This is a genomic window from Williamsoniiplasma luminosum (assembly GCF_002803985.1).
Lineage (GTDB): Bacteria > Bacillota_I > Bacilli_A > Mycoplasmatales > Mycoplasmataceae > Williamsoniiplasma > Williamsoniiplasma luminosum.
Genome location: NZ_CP024963.1, coordinates 799,884 through 816,455, shown reverse-complemented (window position 1 = coordinate 816,455; position 16,572 = coordinate 799,884). Strand labels below are relative to the sequence as shown.

The window sequence follows — 16,572 nt, the reverse complement described above, 5'->3', positions numbered from 1 at the left end:
ATGAAATTAGCAAAATATTTAGATGATCTTGTTGAATGAATTCAACAAAGTGTCAAAGCCGCACATGCTGATGGAGTTATTGTTGGATTAAGTGGGGGTATTGATTCGGCAGTTGTGGCCAATTTGGCCAAAAAAGCTTTTCCCAATAATTATTTAACCGTTTGGATGCCAATTGCTTCAAGTCAAGAAGATTGAACATGCCAAGAAGCAATTGTTCAAGCAAATGATTTAAATTGTGTGACTGTTGATTTGCTTGAAACATTCAAGCAAATCGAAAAAACAATGACTAAAACCAATGTTGAACTTGCCCCACTTGCTTTAGCAAACACTAAAGCCCGATTAAGAATGTCAACTTTATATGCTTTGGGTCAATCAAAAAAATATTTAGTTCTAGGAACTGATAATTGAGATGAATGACATATTGGTTATTTTACGAAGTATGGTGATGGAGGAGTTGATCTTGTACCATTAATTCATTTACTAAAACGTGAAGTCAGACAAGCTGCTAAACTGTTGAATGTCCCTGAAGTGATCATCGACCGTGCTCCCACTGCTGGATTATGAACCAATCAAACTGATGAAGATGAAATTGGGTTGAGTTATGATGTGATTGATGATTATTTAATCGGAAAAAACAAAGATGTAAATGTTGAACAACGCCTTCAACATTTACATGCAATTAGTGAACATAAACGTAATTTAGCTGCAAAACCAAAAGAATTTTTAAGAGATTAGAACTATCAAATGTTCTTTTTGTTAAAATAAGATAAATTATTAGTTGAGAGGTTAGCATGTTTTTATCGTCATTAGAAGTCTTCGGACTCAATGTTCCATTATCAATTTTGGTATATGTTTTTAGTATCATGGCCGGTTTAACCTTGCTGATTTACATCTTGAATTTAGTTTTTCGTAAGATCAAACAAGAAACAACCAACAATGAAGAATTAGAAAATATTAAAAAAATTGAACTAGGGAAACAAAACGTGGACAACGAAATTCAATCAATTCTGAAAGATAGAAAGAAAGGCAAAAAATGGACTTCTCTAATAAAAAGAATAACAACTTAAATCCGGTTCAACCTGACAAAACACCTGTTTATGTGAATGATGCCAACATCAAAAATCCATATCAACAAAGTCAATTTTCCAACCAAAATTTGAGCAATCAAAATTTGGCTGAAAATTTAGGATTTAACCAACCAATTCATAATCAAACAAGACCTAATTTTACAAAAAAACAATTAGAAAATGCTGAAATCCCGAATCAAATTGCTAAAGAAATTCGTTTGCAAAAACTTTCTTTAACCGGCATTATTTTTATTGGTTTTGTGCTTTTATTTATTTCGGCATTTTTTGTTTTAGTGCATTATTTAGCCCCAATCGTGAATGATTCACAACTTAAAATCCCGTTAAAGTTTATCCCTCATCCAGCTGTGATGATTATTTTAATGATCTTTTCATTACTTTTCTTTTTAATTGGTTTAATTGATTTTAACCATTTAAGAATTGGGTTAAAAAGTTATAAAACCGATTTGCTAATGGGGGTTGAAAAAATTCCTTACTTTTTGGTGAGAAATTATAAGGCTTTAGTTGCTCGTCCAATTTATATGAATTGAATTTCATTTAGTATTTATTTATGAGGTGGAATTATTATCGGAATTTTCTTTATTATTAAAACAGCGACAAAAGATAATCCTTCAATGAACACTGAAATTATTATTATGATTTCAATTTTAGCTTCAACACTTTTTATTCACATTATTTCGTTATTTTTTACAAGAGCTCGCAAAGGTAATATTAGTGCATATTATGGTTATGAAATTGTACCTTTTGATCAAGTTAAAGATATTCGTAAAAGAACTAACCGCATTTGCATGGTAATCTTCTTTGTCTTCTTAACATTGGTTTTATTCATTGTGATCATTCCTTGAATGATTGTCAGAAAAAATAAAAATAAACCAATAATTCCGTTCATTTAAATTGTAGTGGTTCCTTTTTCTTTACATATAATTTTACAACCACTTTGTTGTGATTTTGATTATGTGTCCCGAAAAAGGAACCACTCGTTTTTTGTTATAATATATGTATAGAAAGTTGGCGTTTATTTATGAAAGATTATCTAAAATATTGAAAAGAAGATATTGGTTTTAATTCAAATTCTATTGAAAATGAAGAATTGACTAAAGAACAATATCTTTCATATTTTTATCAAAATCAAGAAGTGCAGGAATATTATTCAGTAGCTAATAAAAATTTAAATAACGCTTTCTTAGAAACGTTGAATGGTAAAAGAATTAAAGAGATTTTTACTGAATTAGAAATCTTTAATTTTAAAAATGCCGTAGATTTTGTTGAACAAAATTTTTTTTATAATAAAACAAAAATTGACAATAGATATATCAAACAAATTAGTGAGATATTATTAGAAAATTTTAATATGAATATTTTTAGTAGAACGTTCGTTAATGCTTTGATGCCAATTTGAGATAAAAAAACTCAAGAACAAATATATCCGAATTTAATTGGAGAATATAGAACGACTGGTTTGGAAAAAATGAAAGCAAATGGAGAAAGGTTAGTTTTTATGAATCCTAATTTTATAGAATCTAACATGAATAAAAATTTGGAAAGATATAACAAAGTTTTATTAGATCCATTATCCACAGAAATCAAGAAAGTTGATGCTGCATTATTATTTCATCTAAATTTCGAATTTATTCATCCATTTGCAGAAGGGAATGGAAGAACTGGTAGATTAGTTTTGGATTCTATGTTTTTTGAACAAAACATATTTCCAATTAATATAAAAAATAAAAGAAATCACGAAAAATACTTAAATATTTTGAGCACAACATTAAGCGATAAAGAAAAACAAAAAGATTGAACTTTATTCGAAGAAATGCCAACTGATTTTAAAGAATTTTTCTATGAATTAATTTTCGAAGAATCTAATAATCTAAGTGAAAAAGGTTTAATTTCTAAGGAAGTTAAAAAACAATTTTTTTCAACTCAAAATTTATTAAAACAAATATATGAATATCATCAAAATAAAAATATTGAATTAGAACTTTAGAATAATTCAATGCAATGACTCAAAAGTGAAACAGCATTTTTTCTTGTAGTTAAATGATATTTTATTGTATTTTGCTTTATATTGTGTAATATTTCTATATACAATTGAATATCAAAAGTCAAAAACTTATATATGCTAGAACAATGGTCTGGCGTCTCTACCCTTAACCAATTAAGGACTATAAGTTCATCTTAAAGTAAGTTTTTGTCACACAAAAGCTTACTTTTTTTGATTTCAGAAAGGAAAAAATGAAAAATACACAAATTATTATTTTAGATTTTGGAAGTCAATACACCCAACTCCTTGCTCGTCGAATTCGTGAATTACATGTTTATGTTGAAGTTATTGATTATGAAATTACAGCTGCAGAATTAAAAGCATATCAAAATTTAAAGGGAATAATTTTTTCAGGTGGTCCGGCTAGTACTTATCAAACAGATGCTTATCAAATTGATCAGCAAATTTATAATTTAGATTTACCAATTTTAGGAATTTGCTATGGAATGCAACTTTTAGCCCATGACTTTGATGGGGTTGTGCAACAAGCACAAAAACAAGAATTTGGGCGTGCTACAATTTCAATTTCGATTCACAACGCTTTAACCAAAGATATTCCCAAAGACTCAATTGTGTGAATGAGTCATGCTGATCATATTGATAAAATGCCAAAAGATTTTGAAATTATTGGAACTTCAAAAAATTCAATTGCCTTGATTAAGCATGAAACCAAAGAATTCTATGGCATTCAATTTCACCCTGAAGTGACCCAATCAGAATACGGAACAGTGCTTTTAAAGAATTTTATTTTTAATATTTGCCAAGTCAATCAAGATTGATATCTTGAAGATTTTATCGAACAAACAATCGCTAACATCAAAGCAACAGTTAAAGACCAAAAAGTTGTTTTAGGATTATCTGGGGGAGTTGATTCTTCGGTGAGTGCTGTGTTAATTCAAAAAGCCATTCAAGAACAACTAACTTGTGTTTTTGTTGATCATGGTTTGCTTCGTAAAAACGAAGCAAACGAAGTGATTGAATTTTATGAAAAGCATTTTCAAATGAAGATTGTCAAAATTGATGCTAGTGAAATGTTTTATCAACATTTAAAAGGTGTTGTTGATCCTGAACAAAAACGGAAAGTTATTGGTAAGTTATTTATTGATGTTTTTACCAATTACATTGAAGAACATAACCAAGAAATTACTTTTTTAGCCCAAGGAACCATTTATCCCGATATTATTGAATCCTCAAAAAAAGGACATAGTTCAAAAACAATTAAATCACACCACAATGTTGGAGGATTGCCTAAAGATTTAAAATTAACTTTGTTAGAACCAATTAAAGATTTATTTAAAGATGAAGTTCGTCAAATTGGTCAAAGTTTAGGCATTGCTGATCAACTAATTAATCGTCATCCATTCCCAGGTCCTGGTTTAGGAATTAGAATCATTGGGGAAGTGACAAAAGCAAAATGTGATTTACTTCGTGAAGTTGATGCAATATTTATTGAAGAATTAAGAAAAAAGAAATTATACAATAAAGTTTCTCAAGCATTTGCCACCTTACTACCTGTTAAAACAGTCGGAGTGATGGGAGATAATCGCACATATGAAAATCTAGTGGCTTTGAGAAGTGTTGATTCAATTGATTTTATGACTGCTCAAGCTTCACATCTACCTTGAAAATTTATTGATCATGTTGTTGGACGCATTATTAATGAAGTTGAAGGGGTAAATCGTGTGGTTTATGACGTGACGTCAAAACCACCAGGAACGATTGAATGAGAATAAGGAGATAAGATGACAAAAAAATTAATCCAACAAGCTTTAACTTTTGATGATATTTTAGCAGTTCCAGCATACAGTGAAGTGTTACCAAAAGATGTAGTTTTAAAAACCCGTTTAACTAAAAAAATTAGTTTAAACATTCCTTTAATGTCAGCTGCCATGGACACTGTGACTGAATCAGAGATGAGTATTCATTTAGCGCTGCTTGGTGGGGTTGGGGTGATTCATAAAAATTTAACCATTGAACAACAAGCTGATGAAATTAGAAAAGTGAAAGCTTTTCAAACTAACTTTGACCATTATGTGAATGCCAATTTAGATCAAAACAAGCAATTAATTGTTGGTGCTGCAATTTCAACAAGTGCGGACGCTGTTAAACGTTTAGAACAACTAGTGGAGGCTGGAATTGATTTTGTGGTCATTGATTCAGCACATGGTCATTCTTTACATGTGCTGAATTTAGTCAAAAAAGCTCGTAATTTATATCCAAATTTACAAATCATTGCTGGCAATATTGCAACCGAACAAGCAGCCAAAGATTTACATGAAGCTGGGGTTAATGCTGTTAAAGTCGGGATTGGTCCAGGAAGTATTTGTACAACCAGAATTGTGGCTGGAATTGGAGTTCCTCAAATTACAGCTCTGGCCAATGTGGCCGCATATTGTCAACAACATGATCTGCCTTTAATTAGTGATGGGGGAATTAAATATTCTGGAGATTTAATTAAAGCATTGGGATTTGGGGCTGATGTGATTATGATTGGTTCATTGTTTGCTGGAACTAAAGAAGCTCCCGGAAACATCATTACAATCAATGACAAACATTTTAAATCTTATGTTGGCATGGGGTCAATGGTTGCCATGGAGCGTGGGAGTCATGATCGTTATTTTCAAAAAGACCAAAAAAAATTAGTTCCCGAAGGAATTGAATCGTTGGTTGAATATAAAGGTGAAGTTAGCAATATTGTTTATCAATTAATGGGTGGTCTTTGTTCTGGAATGGGGTATACTGGTTGTCAAACCATTGCTGAAATTAAACACAAAGTGGAATTTGTGCAAATCACACATGCTGGTTTAAGTGAATCACACCCTCATGGTGTGGAGATGATTAAAGCCCCACCAAATTACAAATAGTGACTTTAAATTGCTTGGCAATCTAAGCATAATAATCAAACTATTAGTTTATCATTTTCTCAATGTTAACCTAAAATTCTAAAAAGTACTTTCTAAACAGGAAAGTACTTTTTAGTTATTTTCTTATAAGATTAAATTGAGTAGGTATATAAAAAAACAAAATACTCACATAAAACAGCAATTATTAAGGTATTTAATTTAAAAATATAAACATTTAAGTGCTTATATATTAACATAAATGACATTTACTCAGAAAGAACTTTGAAAATGAAAAAACTATTAACATTATTAGGTAGTATCGGAATTTTAGCCACAACAAGTGTAACTGTTGTGGCTTGTGGGAATAAAGCAACAAATTCAATTACCAATATTGAAAATGAACTTAAACAAATTTTAAATCAAAAACAAGATTCCGCGTGAAATTTAGAAGAACTCCAAGACAAAATTAATGATCAATATGGAGAATCCTCAATTAGTGTTGAATTGATTGATTCATCCATCCGTGCTTCTGGTTCACAAATTCATCAAGATCAATACAAATTCACAAGTAGTGGTAATAATTACACTGGTTCAATTATTTTAACCCATACTTGAACAGAAACCATTAACGAGACTGTTAATATTTCAACAATCGAAATTGATTTACAAGCGATTTTAGATGAACAAACAACCAAAGCTTGAACTGAAAACGATTTACAACAAAGAATTGATGAAAAATATCCTTGAGGGGGAATTACTGTTAAAAAAAGTGGTTCATCTCGTGCTAATCATTTGGAAGAACGCCACGATCAATACACCTTTACAGGTGATGGAAATATTGGTAATGAATTTGAATATACTGGATCAATTATTTTAACTCATAATTGAACAGAAACAGTTGATGATACTGTTAATATTTCAACAATCGAAATTGATTTACAAGCGATTTTAGATGAACAAACAACCCAAGCTTGAACTGAAAACGATTTACAACAAAGAATTGATGAAAAATATCCTTTAGGTGCAATTGCTGTTAAAAAAAGTGGTTCATCTCGTGCTCATCATCCTGAAGAACATTATGATCAATATACATTTACAGGTGATGGAAATATTGGTAATGAATTTGAATATACTGGTTCAATTATTTTAACTCATAATTGAACAGAAACAGTTGATGATACTGTTAATATTTCAACAATCGAAATTGATTTACAAGCGATTTTAGATGAACTAAAAAATCAAGCTTGAATTGAAAGTGATTTACAACAAAGAATTGATGAAAAATATCCTTTAGGTGCAATTGCTGTTAAAAAAAGTGGTTCATCTCGTGCTCATCATCCTGAAGAACATTATGATCAATATACATTTACAGGTGATGGAAATATTGATAATGAATTTGAATATACCGGATCAATTACTTTAACGCATAATTGAACCAAAAAAATTGATAATACCAAACCAATCGGTGAGATTAAAGAAGGTTTACAAGCTATTTTAGATCAAGAAGAATATAAATATAAAGCTTGAAATCAAGAAGACTTACAAAGTGCAATTGATAAAGAATTTGGTATAAAAGAAATTGAAGTTACTCCAGTTAATGCTTTAACTCGTTCTTTTGACATTGCCCCCCAACCCCAACGAAATAAATGAAAATTTGTTGGAAATGGTTCAATAGACAACGAATATAAATGAAATGAAAACATTGAATTAACTCATAAATGAGAAAAGAAAATTGATACAACAAAAAATATTTCAGAAATTAAAAAAGATTTAGAAAAAATTGTTAGATCTCAAGAAGAATTTTGAAATGCAAAAACATTAGAAAACAAAGTCTCAGAATTATATCCAAAAAGTGGAATTAAAGTTATTGAACAAAAATTATTAAAATCTGAAAAAGTTCCGATTACAAAATGGAAATTTATTGGCGAAGGTTCTATTGAAAATGACTATATATATAATGGTGAATTAGAAATATATCAAATCAAAGACATGCAATCTTATCCTCAAACCATATATATCGATGCTAAAACTCAAGAAATTAAATCAACTAACGATACAGCCCCACAAGAAACTAAAGAAGTTTTACATATTGGTTTTGGCATGGACAATGAAAAAAATATAATGAAAGCACATAAAATGCCAAAAAATATTGAAAAAGTACCCAATTATATTTCACCCCAAATAAAGAGTTTATACAAAATATTTGATGGGGCTATTCAATTTAATGACAGTAATGTTTCGGAATGAGATACTTCAAATGTTGAAATTATGAAAAATGCATTTATGGATGCAGAATCATTTAATCAAGAACTAAATGATTGAAATGTATCTAATGTTTGAGACATGAATACGATGTTTATTAGAGCAAAGGCATTTAATCAAGATTTAAATAATTGAGAAACCTCAAAAGTTCAAAAAATGTCGCACATGTTTCAAGGAGCTGAACAATTTAATGGAAACATTTCAACATGAGACACCTCAAATGTAACTGAAATGCAACTAATGTTTCAAGATGCAGAATCATTTAATCAAGATTTAACAAGAAAAGATAAAATATGAGACACCTCAAATGTAACTGATATGACCATGATGTTTGATGGGGCAAAGAAATTTAATGGTAACATTTCAAATTGAGATACTTTAGAAGTAAAAAATATGGGATCTATGTTTCAAAATGCACAATCATTTAATGTTGATATTTCAAATTGAAACACTTCAAATGTAACTGATATGTCTAGCATGTTTAAAGGTGCAAACAAATTTAATAGAAACATAAACACTGTAGACGATCATTGAAACACTTCAAATGTAACTGATATGTCTGGAATGTTCTCAAATGCAAGAGTATTTAATGCTGATATTACCAACTGAAACACTTCAAATGTAACTGATATGAGTTCTATGTTCGAAAATGCAAAAGCATTTAATGCTGATATTACCAACTGGAACACTTCAAAAGTCACAAATATGTCTAGTATGTTTAAGGGCACAAACAAATTTAATAGAAACATAAACACTGTAGACAATCATTGAAACACTTCAAATGTAACTAATATGTCTGGAATGTTCGAAAATGCAAGAGTATTTAATGCTGATATTACCAACTGGAACACTTCAAAAGTCACAAATATGTCTAGTATGTTTAAAGGTACAAATTCATTTAATAAAGACATAAATACTGTTGGTGATGTTTGAAACGTTTCAAAAGTAACTGATATGAAAGAAATGTTTAAAGATGCATCAGCATTTGATGGTGATATTTCAAATTGAAACACTTCTAAAGTAACAACAATGGAGGGGATGTTTGAAGCAGCAGCAATATTTAATAGAAATATTTCAGGGTGAGATACTCTAAATGTGAAAAATATGACTAGTATGTTTAGATATGCAAAAGCATTTAATCAAGATTTAAAAAGCTGAAATGTAGATAATGTTTATGATTGTTATAACTTTTCATTTGAATCAGGTTTAACAGAAGAAAATTTACCTAATTTTCCAGAATGATAGTGTGACAAAAAAACCGTTGCTGATTAGTAAGTCACTGGTATTGATCTAATTTTTACTAAAATCCAAAATGGATTTTAGTTTTTTTCTTTTAAATTATAACGGTAATAATTAAATTTATTTTTTAGCACTCACCTATTCACATTGCTAAAACATATGCTATAATTTTTGTAATTATAAATTCAATGTGGAGGTTTATATGGATATTCAAGAAAAAGGTAAAGTCACTGACGCGTTAGCCAAATACACAAGAGATTTAACAAAAGATGCCAAAGATGGCAAAATTGATCCCGTGATTGGGCGTGAAGAAGAAATTATGCGTGTGGTGCGAATTTTAAGTCGTAAAACCAAAAATAATCCTGTTTTAATTGGAGAACCTGGAGTTGGTAAAACCGCGGTTATTGAAGGATTGGCTCAACGAATTGTTAAAGGTGATGTGCCATCTGTTTTACGAAATAAAAGAATTTTAGAACTTGATATGGGAAGTTTAATGGCCGGGGCGATGTATCTTGGTGATTATGAAAGTCGTATTAAAGGAGTTGTGAATGAAATTAAACAATCAAATGGAGAAATTATTTTATTCATTGATGAATTACATTTAATTGTTGGAGCTGGTAAAACTGGTCAATCTGGAGGGATGGATGTTTCTAATTTATTGAAACCTTCACTTGCTCGCGGTGAATTAAAAGCAATTGGAGCCACCACTTTAAATGAATATCGTCAATACATTGAAAAGGATGCAGCTTTAGAAAGACGTTTTCAAAAAGTTTTAGTCGCGGAACCAACTTTAGAACAAACAATTTCGATTTTACGTGGTTTAAAAGAACGTTTTGAAAACTATCATGGAGTAAGAATTCACGACAATGCGCTTGTCGCTGCCGCTGATTTATCAAATCGTTATATTTCTGACCGTTTTTTACCAGATAAAGCGATTGATTTGGTCGATGAAGCAGCTGCTGGAATTAAAACAGAACTGGCTTCCATCCCTGAAGGATTAGACCAAATCAATCGTAAAGTTATGCAATTAGAAATTGAGCGTTCAGCGCTTTCTAAAGAAAAAGATAGTAAATCTCAAGACCGTTTAATTGAAGCTGAAACTGAATTAAAATCCTTGCAAGTTAAACAATCTGCTTTAAACCAACAATGAGAATCAGAAAAAAAGGTTTTAGAAAGAATTAATGGTTTTAAAAACACGATTGAACAATTAAAAAAAGAATTAGAAATCACACAAACTGAAGGTAATTATAAACGTGCTGGAGAGATTCAATATTCATTACTCCCAACACTTGAAAAACAATTATTAGAAACTGAAATGAATTCTAAAGATTCGTTATTAACAGAAGAAGTAACTGAAGAAGAAATTGCAAGTATTGTCGCTCGTTGAACTAACATTCCGGTTGACAAATTGATTGAATCAGAAAAAGCTAAACTCTTAACTTTACCCGAAACTTTAAAAGAACAAGTTAAAGGTCAAGATGAAGCAATTCAAGCAGTTTGTGAAGCGATTATGCGTAGTCGTGCAGGGATTAAAGATCCGAATAAACCAATTGGAAGTTTCTTATTTTTAGGCCCAACTGGGGTTGGAAAAACTGAAGTGGCCAAATCTTTGGCTGAAGCGATGTTTAACTCAGTGAAAAAAATGATTCGCATTGATATGAGTGAATACATGGAAAAACATTCAGTTTCTAAATTGATTGGTTCACCTCCTGGATATGTCGGATATGAAGAGGGTGGAAGATTAACTGAAGCTGTTAGAAGAAATCCATATTCAATTATTTTATTTGATGAAATCGAAAAAGCTCACCCAGATGTTTTCAATGTTTTATTACAAGTTTTAGATGATGGAAGAATCACAGATTCTTTAGGTAAAACAATTGATTTTAAAAATACAATTATAATTATGACTTCAAACATTGCCAGTGAATATATGTTAAACGCTGAAAATCCCAATGAGATTAGTCAACAAATGTTAACTGCTGAATTACAAAAACATTTCCGACCAGAATTTTTAAACAGAATTGACAATATTGTCACATTCAACGCTTTGTCAAAAGATGTCATTGTTGAAATCATTGATAAATTATTGAATGAATTGGCAAAACGTTTAGAAAAAACGCATTCTTGATACATTTCATTTTCAGATAATGCGAAAAAAGACATTTTAGAAAATGGTTATGATCTAAAATTTGGAGCACGACCAATTAAACGTTATATTGAAAAAAATTTAGAAACATTGTTAGCTAAAGAAATTATTAGTGGGCATTTACAAGAAGATAAAAAATACTTAATTGATGTTGAAGAAAAAGGTCATTATGTTCTTAAAAATTCAGCAGCTTTAAATTAGCAATATAATCATTTAAGTGCTAAAATATGAAATGGGAGTCGTGATTTAATGTTAACAGATAGACAAGAATTGATTTTAAAAGTGATTGTTCAAGAATTTATTAAGACTGTTCAACCAGTTGGTTCGAAAACCATTTTAGATCTTTTACACATTAAAATTTCTAGTGCAACAATCAGAAACGAATCAGCATTTTTAGAAGAAAAAGGTTACTTAGAAAAACAACACACATCTTCTGGACGTGTGCCATCAACTCAAGGTTATCGCTATTATGTTGATTTCTTGATGAATAAAACAAGCAACGAAGAACTCAAACACCAATTAGAAAAATTAATTAATTTACGAAACAATAATATCGAAGATGTGCTTGATCAAGCCACAAATATTATTAGTGAAATGACCAAATTAACAGCCATCATTTCAACCAAAGAAACTAAAAATGATGTGTTATTAAAAAAGATTGATTTAATTCCATTATCCGATGAAAATGCTTCAGTGATTTTCGTTTTATCAAATGGAATGGTTCAAAAAAAAGTTTTTAATTTAAGAAATATTTCTTTGTCTGACTTGTCAATTTCCATCGAACTTTTTTCAGATAACTTAGTTAATGAAAAAATTTCTGACATTGATAAAATCACACAAAAATTAAAAAGTGAATTAAAAATTAGCGTTCAAAATTATGAGTTTATTTTTCAATCATTTTTAGGTGCAATTTTACAAGGTGGTCAAGAAACCAAAGAAATGCATGGATTGAAATATATGCTTGAAAATCCAGAATTTAATAATACTGAAAAATTAAAATCTGTGATTCAAATTATGGAAAAAATGTCCCCTTTTGATTGATATAATGTCCATTATGGTTCGAATCAATCAATCCATAAAATTGTGACAAGCATCGGAGAAGATGGTGACAACAATCTTGATGATATAGCGATGCTGGGAGCAGAATTTGAAATGAATGGGAAATCAACAGCCATTACATTAGTTGGTCCTAAACGTATGAATTATGATCAAGCAATGCAATTAGTGGAATGACTAATTCAACTCGTTGATAAAAAACAAAAGGAGAAGTATGAGTAAAGACAAACACGACAAAAAAGAATCAAAATCTGAAAAAGATGAATTTCAAATCACATTAGATTTTTTAGGAACCCAAGATCCTGAAATTCATATTAATTATAAAAAAATTGTTGAAGATAAAGTTCAAATTTTAGAAGCTGAAATCGAAGCGTTAAAAATACAACTAACAACTCAAAAACAAGAAGCAGAAGAAGAAAATTTGAAGAACATTGCTAAAATCCAAACGATGGCCAGACGCCATTCTGAAGAAATTTCATCAATGCGCAAATATGGTGGAACCAAACTGGCAGAAGACATTTTAAGACCAATTGATTTATTTAAAAAAGTTTTAAATTCGCCAGTGTCAAGTGATGAAATTAAAAATTATTTCATTGGTTTTGAAATGGTGATTAAACAAATGGAACATGCTTTAGAAGAAAACGGCATCCAACAAATTCAAGTGAATATTGGTGACCAATTTGATCCATTGATTCACAATGGTAACGAAACAGTTGAATCTGAAGAATTTAAAACAGGGCAAATTGTTGCGGTAATATCAAATGGTTATAAATTATATGAACGCGTGATTATGCACGCATTAGTCAAAGTGGCAAAATAAGAAAAAGAGGTACAAAAATATGGCAAAAGAAAGAATAATAGGAATCGATTTAGGAACAACAAATTCAGTTGTTTCTGTTATGGAAGGTGGACAACCAATCGTGTTGGAAAACCCAGAAGGACAACGCACAACTCCATCAGTTGTTGCTTTCAAAAACAGCGACATCATTGTTGGGGGAGCTGCCAAACGTCAAGCAGTTACTAACCCAAATGTGGTAAGTTCTGTGAAACGTAAAATTGGAACAACTGAAAAATTACACGTGAATAACAAAGATTACACACCAGAACAAATTTCTGCAGAAATTTTAAGATATATGAAAAAATATGCAGAAGATAAATTAGGAGAAACAATTACTAAAGCAGTTATTACTGTTCCGGCATATTTCAATGATGCACAACGTAAAGCAACAAAAGATGCTGGAATTATTGCTGGTTTAAATGTTGAACGTATTATCAATGAACCAACAGCTGCGGCTTTAGCATATGGTTTAGACAAACAAGACAAAGAACATAAAGTTTTAGTTTATGACCTTGGAGGGGGAACATTTGACGTCTCAATTCTAGAATTAGCGGATGGAACTTTTGAAGTACTTTCAACAAGTGGAGATAACCACCTTGGTGGAGACGATTTCGACCATGTGGTAACTGACTGATTAATTGAACAATTGAAAAAAGAGCAAGGTGTTGATTTATCAAAAGATAAAATGGCTTTACAAAGATTAAAAGAAGAATCAGAAAAAATTAAAATTAATTTATCTTCACAATTAGAAACAGAAGTGAATTTACCATTTATTGCAATGAATGAAAATGGACCAGTTTCTTATTCAACAACCCTAACAAGATCAGCTTTTGAAAAAATGACAAGTGGTCTTGTTGAAAGAACTCGCAAACCTGTTGAAGATGCTTTAAAAGCAGCAAAACTTGCCCCAAGTGATATTGAAGAAATTTTACTGGTTGGGGGATCAACACGTATCCCAGCGATCCAAGCCTTAGTTAAAAGCTTATTGAAAAAAGAACCAAACCGTTCAATCAATCCTGATGAAGTAGTAGCCATGGGAGCGGCGATCCAAGCTGGAGTATTAGCTGGAGATGTGACTGATGTTTTATTATTAGATGTGACTCCATTATCACTTGGAATCGAAACAATGGGTGGAGTATTTACCAAATTAATCGAAAGAAATACAACTATCCCAACTGAAAAATCACAAATTTTTTCCACAGCTGCTGATAATCAACCAGCTGTTGATATCAACATCTTACAAGGTGAAAGACCAATGGCTGGTGATAACAAATCATTGGGTCAATTCCAATTAACAGGAATTAAACCAGCCCCAAAAGGACAACCACAAATCGAAGTTACTTTCAAAATTGATGTCAACGGAATTGTGAGTGTCACTGCCAAAGATAAAGACACAAATGAGACTAAATCAATTACAATTTCAAATTCAGGATCATTAACAGATGATGAAATTGAAAGAATGGTGCAAGAAGCAAAAGACAATGCTCAAGCAGATGACGTAAAACGCAAAAATATCGAACTAAAAAATAAAGCTGAAAGTTATATCAATGTTTTAGAAACTAGTTTAAAAGATGCTGGAGATAAAATTAGTCCAGAACAAAAAACTCAATCTGAAACAATGATTAATGAAATTCGTGAATTATTAGCAAAAGAGGATTGAGCAACTCTGGAAACTAAAATGCAAGAATTAGAACAAGCAATGGCAATGGCAGCTGAAATGGCGCAACAACAAAGTGAAGCTAAACCAGCAGAAGAACCAAAAAATGAATCAAATGATTCAAATGATTCAAAAGACGATAAAAAATAAAAAAAGTACTAACGCCTAGTTAGTCTTTTTATAGAAAGGGAGACATGGCTAAAAGAGATTATTATGAAGTTTTAGGTGTTTCAAAAACTGCAACTGATCAAGAAATCAAAAAAGCATATCGGACATTGGCAAAAAAATATCACCCAGATATGAATAAACAAGCCAATGCTGAAGATAAATTTAAAGAAGTCAATGAAGCTGCTGAAATCCTTTTAGATAAGGAAAAACGTCAACGTTATGATCAATTTGGTCATGCCGGAGTTGAAGGTCAAACTGGTGGTTTTGGTGGCTTTGGCAATTTTGATGATTTCTTCTCAAACATGTTTGGTGGGGGTCAAAGTTTTTCTGGATTCAGTTCATTTTTTGGTCAAGATCAACATCAATCAAATCAAAGACAACGTCCAAGACGTGGTGAAGATGTCGTAATTGATGTTGGTTTAAATTACAAAGAATTAATTTTTGGAGTTGATAAAATTGTTAGTTTAAATTTATTAACTCAATGTCAAAAATGTCATGGACATGGAAGTGAAAACCCCAAAGATGTGCACACATGCAAGCGTTGTAAAGGGCAAGGAACTGTTGTGACTTTACAACATATGGGACCTTTATCTTTCCAATCACAACAAGTTTGTCCAGATTGTCATGGAGCTGGGAAAATTATTACTAATAAATGTAAAGAATGTCGTGGGGGTGGTTATTATCACGCCAAAACTGAAGTGCATTTACCAATTCCTAAAGGTTTAAGACCAGGTCAACAATTAAAACTTGAAGGCGAAGGTCATTGATCATCAAATCAAGGACCGCGTGGAAATATTTATGTCAACGTTAAATTAAAAGAATCGCATCAATTCAAAATTTCTGGTGCATCAGATTTAATCATGGAATACAACTTAAGTTATTTAGATGCGATTTTAGGAAATGAAATCATTGTCAAAACCTATGATGGTGAACTTAAAATTAAAGTGCCGAAAGGAATTTCAACTGATGAATATATCACCATTAAAGACAAAGGATTATTTAAAGATCCTTATTCACACAAACGTGGGGATTTAAAATTATGAATCAAAATTGCAGTCCCAACAAGTGTTGATAAATTCACCAAACAAAAGCTTGAAGAGATTGAAAAAGACTCGCACTTCACAGTTAAAAATATTTTAGATTAAAAAAATCAACAAAATAGGTTAAAATATATTGGTCTGTTCAAATATTTGAACTAGATTTTTAAGGAAACTTAAAAATCTTTTTTTTTGGA

12 protein-coding genes and 1 riboswitch are annotated in these 16,572 nt (G+C 30.8%); all 12 genes read left to right on the top strand.

Going from position 1 to position 16,572, the window contains the following annotated elements; genetic code table 4:
- The 12 genes from nadE to dnaJ all read left to right on the top strand — a co-directional run bounded on the left by nadE (position 1) and on the right by dnaJ (position 16,483).
- Positions 1-735, top strand: coding sequence for an NAD(+) synthase (gene nadE, locus ELUMI_RS03530; protein ID WP_025734597.1), 735 nt, complete (start codon positions 1-3; stop codon positions 733-735).
- Positions 736-791: 56 nt separating this feature from the next.
- A complete protein-coding gene (locus tag ELUMI_RS04650; protein ID WP_025734598.1) occupies positions 792-1,067 on the top strand; it encodes a TIGR04561 family membrane protein in 276 nt (91 codons plus the stop codon).
- Positions 1,034-1,978: an MSC_0882 family membrane protein gene (locus ELUMI_RS03520; protein WP_025734599.1), complete on the top strand. Its 945-nt coding sequence runs from the start codon at positions 1,034-1,036 to the stop codon at positions 1,976-1,978. Before ELUMI_RS04650 ends, ELUMI_RS03520 begins: the two co-directional genes overlap by 34 nt.
- Before the next feature lie 128 nt (positions 1,979-2,106).
- Positions 2,107-3,072 (top strand): Fic family protein, encoded by a 966-nt coding sequence (locus ELUMI_RS03515; RefSeq protein ID WP_025734600.1) that lies wholly within the window; start codon positions 2,107-2,109, stop codon positions 3,070-3,072.
- Between the two features lie 124 nt (positions 3,073-3,196).
- Positions 3,197-3,258, top strand: a riboswitch (nucleoside riboswitch).
- Between the two features lie 62 nt (positions 3,259-3,320).
- Positions 3,321-4,862 (top strand): glutamine-hydrolyzing GMP synthase, encoded by a 1,542-nt coding sequence (guaA, locus tag ELUMI_RS03510; protein WP_025734601.1) that lies wholly within the window; start codon positions 3,321-3,323, stop codon positions 4,860-4,862.
- 9 nt (positions 4,863-4,871) lie between these two features.
- Entirely contained in the window at positions 4,872-5,993 is a 1,122-nt protein-coding gene (gene guaB, locus ELUMI_RS03505; protein ID WP_025734602.1) for an IMP dehydrogenase, read from the top strand.
- Positions 5,994-6,260: 267 nt separating this feature from the next.
- Positions 6,261-9,479 (top strand): BspA family leucine-rich repeat surface protein, encoded by a 3,219-nt coding sequence (locus tag ELUMI_RS03500; protein WP_100618546.1) that lies wholly within the window; start codon positions 6,261-6,263, stop codon positions 9,477-9,479.
- Between the two features lie 196 nt (positions 9,480-9,675).
- The gene (locus tag ELUMI_RS03495) at positions 9,676-11,820 is read left to right on the top strand and encodes an ATP-dependent Clp protease ATP-binding subunit (RefSeq protein ID WP_025734786.1); all 2,145 of its coding nucleotides are present in this window, start codon (positions 9,676-9,678) and stop codon (positions 11,818-11,820) included.
- A gap of 48 nt (positions 11,821-11,868) precedes the next feature.
- Positions 11,869-12,897 carry a heat-inducible transcriptional repressor HrcA gene (hrcA, locus tag ELUMI_RS03490; RefSeq protein ID WP_025734787.1) on the top strand — a complete coding sequence of 343 codons (1,029 nt, stop codon included), beginning with the start codon at positions 11,869-11,871 and terminating at the stop codon, positions 12,895-12,897.
- Positions 12,890-13,495, top strand: coding sequence for a nucleotide exchange factor GrpE (locus ELUMI_RS03485; protein WP_025734788.1), 606 nt, complete (start codon positions 12,890-12,892; stop codon positions 13,493-13,495). The genes hrcA and ELUMI_RS03485 overlap by 8 nt, the downstream gene beginning before the upstream one ends.
- 19 nt (positions 13,496-13,514) lie before the next feature.
- The gene (gene dnaK / locus ELUMI_RS03480; RefSeq protein ID WP_025734789.1) at positions 13,515-15,320 is read left to right on the top strand and encodes a molecular chaperone DnaK; all 1,806 of its coding nucleotides are present in this window, start codon (positions 13,515-13,517) and stop codon (positions 15,318-15,320) included.
- 44 nt (positions 15,321-15,364) lie between these two features.
- Positions 15,365-16,483: a molecular chaperone DnaJ gene (gene dnaJ / locus ELUMI_RS03475; protein WP_025734790.1), complete on the top strand. Its 1,119-nt coding sequence runs from the start codon at positions 15,365-15,367 to the stop codon at positions 16,481-16,483.
- Positions 16,484-16,572: the final 89 nt, after the last annotated feature.